Origin of the sequence: Vibrio sp. HI00D65 (assembly GCF_001635455.1) — a bacterium.
GTDB lineage: Bacteria > Pseudomonadota > Gammaproteobacteria > Enterobacterales > Vibrionaceae > Vibrio.
On sequence record NZ_LWEH01000220.1, the window covers coordinates 1 to 242 of the forward strand.

The window sequence follows — 242 nt, forward strand, 5'->3', positions numbered from 1 at the left end:
TGTAAAACTGCTGGTCTCCACAAACGCGAGAAAGCCTCGCAACGCATCAATATCCATACTGTAATCACTACCCATCGTTTTTATTAATGTATTGCATCAAAATTATCCGTTAGTGCGCCGTAATACAATCCCTTAAGCTCAAATGCACATACACCAGACGCAAGGAAGCATTTATGCAGCTTTATATCGCTAATCAGAACTACTCCACTTGGTCACTGCGCGCATGGCTAATATTCGAACAC

At 42.1% G+C, this 242-nt stretch carries 1 pseudogene; it reads left to right on the forward strand.

What is annotated here, in order from left to right:
* Positions 1-173: 173 nt before the first annotated feature.
* Positions 174-242: pseudogene (locus A3712_RS27445) on the forward strand (glutathione S-transferase); the annotation flags it as partial.